Origin of the sequence: Candidatus Pelagibacter communis (assembly GCF_001179965.1) — a bacterium.
Classification (GTDB): domain Bacteria; phylum Pseudomonadota; class Alphaproteobacteria; order Pelagibacterales; family Pelagibacteraceae; genus Pelagibacter.
On sequence record NZ_CVSH01000004.1, the window covers coordinates 1 to 2,555 of the forward strand.

Genomic DNA, 2,555 nt, shown 5'->3' on the forward strand with positions numbered 1-2,555 from the left:
CTTTGTTTAAAAATTCTATTTTCTGTAAGTAGACTTTCTAAATCATCAATAATTTATAATTTACTTTGTACGAACGTTGATGTAATAGTACCGAATATTTTGGGCGGTTAGCTCAGTTGGTAGAGCATCTCGTTTACACCGAGGGGGTCAAAGGTTCGAGTCCTTTACTGCCCACCAAAATGGGGGTGTAGCTCAGTTTGGTTAGAGCGATCGCCTGTCACGCGATAGGTCGCGGGTTCGAGTCCCGTCACTCCCGCCATTAAATTGATAACGATTCTCATTACATGAATCGTTCAATAAATTAGGGCTAAAAAACGTGACCAAATTTCACTATTATTATTGTTAAAAATACCTATAAAAAATCAAATTAATTAAATTGTTTAATAATAGAACTTTAAATAGTTAAAAAAAACAAATATAATATGAATCTTATCAGATTTTTCGTATTCTAAAATTTTAATTAAAATATTATGCTCGTAGAATTTTTAAAAGATTATTTGCCCATCATATTGTTTTTAGTAATTGCACTAATTCTAAGTGCAGGTTTTATTTTAATTAATTTTTTACTATCACCCAATAACCCTGATCCAGAGAAACTATCTGCGTATGAGTGCGGGTTTGAGCCATTCAATGACTCACGAATGGAGTTTGATGTAAGATTTTATCTTGTTGCAATACTCTTCATTATATTTGATTTAGAGATAGCATTTCTTTTTCCTTGGGCAATTTCTCTTGGAGCAATTGGAATATTTGGTTTTGTTTCTATGATGATATTTTTATTTATACTAACTATAGGTTTTATTTATGAGTGGAAAAAAGGAGCATTAGATTGGGAGTAATATGAATATAATCGATAGAGAAAAACAAATTCCTGATGAGTTTAAAACACTAGCTAAAGATTTCGCAGACAAAGGTTTTATAACAACTTCTATGGACAATTTAGTAAATTGGGCAAGAACGGGATCACTCCATTGGATGACTTTTGGATTGGCTTGTTGTGCAGTTGAAATGATGCAAACATCAATGCCTAGATATGATTTAGAAAGGTTTGGAGCCGCGCCTAGAGCCTCACCGAGACAATCAGATGTTATGATTGTTGCTGGAACGCTTACAAATAAAATGGCACCAGCACTTAGAAAAGTCTATGACCAGATGCCAGAACCAAGATATGTTATCTCAATGGGTAGTTGTGCAAATGGAGGTGGATATTATCACTATTCATATTCAGTCGTCAGAGGATGTGACAGGATAGTACCAGTTGATGTGTACGTTCCAGGTTGTCCACCTTCTGCAGAAGCTCTTCTATATGGAATTATGCAATTACAAAAAAAAATACGAAACCATGGATCAATCGAAAGATAGTTATGGAAAACTTAATCAATTTAGAAAAAAAAATAAACTCTGAGCTAACTACAAAAATAAATTCTTCCAGAGTCAAACATAATCAAATTTATTTATCGATTGATAGCAATGATATAATTGATGTAATACTTTTCATGAAAACTAATGAAAATACAAAATTTAGACAATTAATTGATATAACTGCTGTTGACTTTCCTGAAAAAGAGCAAAGATTTAGAATTGTATATTTATTGTTAAGCCATGAATTTAATACAAGAGTGCTTATTGAATTTGATATTTCTGAAGGAGAAAAAGTTCCATCTTTAACAAAAATTTTTCCTTCAGCTAACTGGATGGAAAGAGAAGTTTTCGATATGTACGGAATAGATTTTAAAGATCATCCGGACTTAAGGAGAATCTTGACTGATTATGGTTTTGAGGGATATCCTTTAAGAAAAGATTTCCCAATAACAGGACATAATGAAGTTAGATATAGTGAAGAATCAAAAAAAGTAATCTATGAGCCAGTAAAACTTGAACAAAATTATAGAAATTTTGATTATGAAAGTCCATGGGAAGGAACTAAATACATTAAAAACCAAACGAAAGAATAATGGCAAAACAAACTAAAACTTTAAATTTAAATTTTGGCCCCCAACATCCTGCGGCACATGGTGTTTTGAGATTAATTTTAGAATTAGATGGAGAGGTGGTTGAAAAAGCTGATCCTCATATAGGGCTGCTTCATAGGGGAACAGAAAAGTTAATAGAGAATAAAACATATGCTCAAGCAGTCCCTTACTTTGATAGGTTAGATTATGTAGCACCTATGAATCAAGAACATGCATTTGCTCTTGCTATTGAAAAAATTTTGAAAATTGAAGTTCCAATTCGAGCTCAATTTATAAGAGTGATGTTTTGTGAAATTGGTAGAATTCTTAGCCACATTTTAAATATAACAACTCAAGCATTAGATGTTGGAGCGCTTACTCCATCTTTATGGGGATTTGAGGAAAGAGAAACTCTAATGACATTTTATGAGAGAGTTTCTGGATCAAGATTACATGCAAATTATTTTAGAGCAGGTGGAGTTCACCAGGATATGCCTAGAGGACTAGACGCAGATATCTTTGATTTCACAAAAAAATTTCCTAAAATTATTGATGATTTAGAAAGTCTACTTACAGAAAATAGAATTTTTAAACAAAGAAATG

General features: G+C 32.3%; 3 protein-coding genes, 2 tRNA genes and 1 pseudogene. All 6 read left to right on the forward strand.

All coding sequences use genetic code 11. From position 1 onward, the window contains the following. Window positions 1-101: 101 nt before the first annotated feature. Window positions 102-177 (forward strand) — tRNA-Val (locus tag AMN73_RS00140). Between the two features lie 4 nt (window positions 178-181). Next, window positions 182-259, forward strand: a tRNA-Asp gene (locus AMN73_RS00145). Between the two features lie 211 nt (window positions 260-470). After that, window positions 471-839: an NADH-quinone oxidoreductase subunit A gene (locus tag AMN73_RS00150; protein ID WP_075534312.1), complete on the forward strand. Its 369-nt coding sequence runs from the start codon at window positions 471-473 to the stop codon at window positions 837-839. Between the two features lies 1 nt (window position 840). Next, on the forward strand, window positions 841-1,362 hold the full coding sequence (locus AMN73_RS00155) for a NuoB/complex I 20 kDa subunit family protein (protein WP_075534313.1): 522 nt from the start codon (window positions 841-843) through the stop codon (window positions 1,360-1,362). A gap of 2 nt (window positions 1,363-1,364) precedes the next feature. Continuing rightward, entirely contained in the window at window positions 1,365-1,955 is a 591-nt protein-coding gene (locus AMN73_RS00160; RefSeq protein ID WP_075534314.1) for an NADH-quinone oxidoreductase subunit C, read from the forward strand. Next, a pseudogene (locus AMN73_RS00165) lies at window positions 1,955-2,555 on the forward strand (NADH-quinone oxidoreductase subunit D); the annotation flags it as partial. The gene AMN73_RS00160 and the pseudogene AMN73_RS00165, both read left to right, overlap by 1 nt.

Bases quoted from the DNA above. Each gene is read 5' to 3' on its own strand.
- AMN73_RS00155 (WP_075534313.1), top strand. From the start codon at position 841: ATGAATATAATCGATAGAGAAAAACAAATTCCTGATGAGTTTAAAACA.
- AMN73_RS00150 (WP_075534312.1), top strand. From the start codon at position 471: ATGCTCGTAGAATTTTTAAAAGATTATTTGCCCATCATATTGTTTTTA.
- AMN73_RS00160 (WP_075534314.1), top strand. From the start codon at position 1,365: ATGGAAAACTTAATCAATTTAGAAAAAAAAATAAACTCTGAGCTAACT.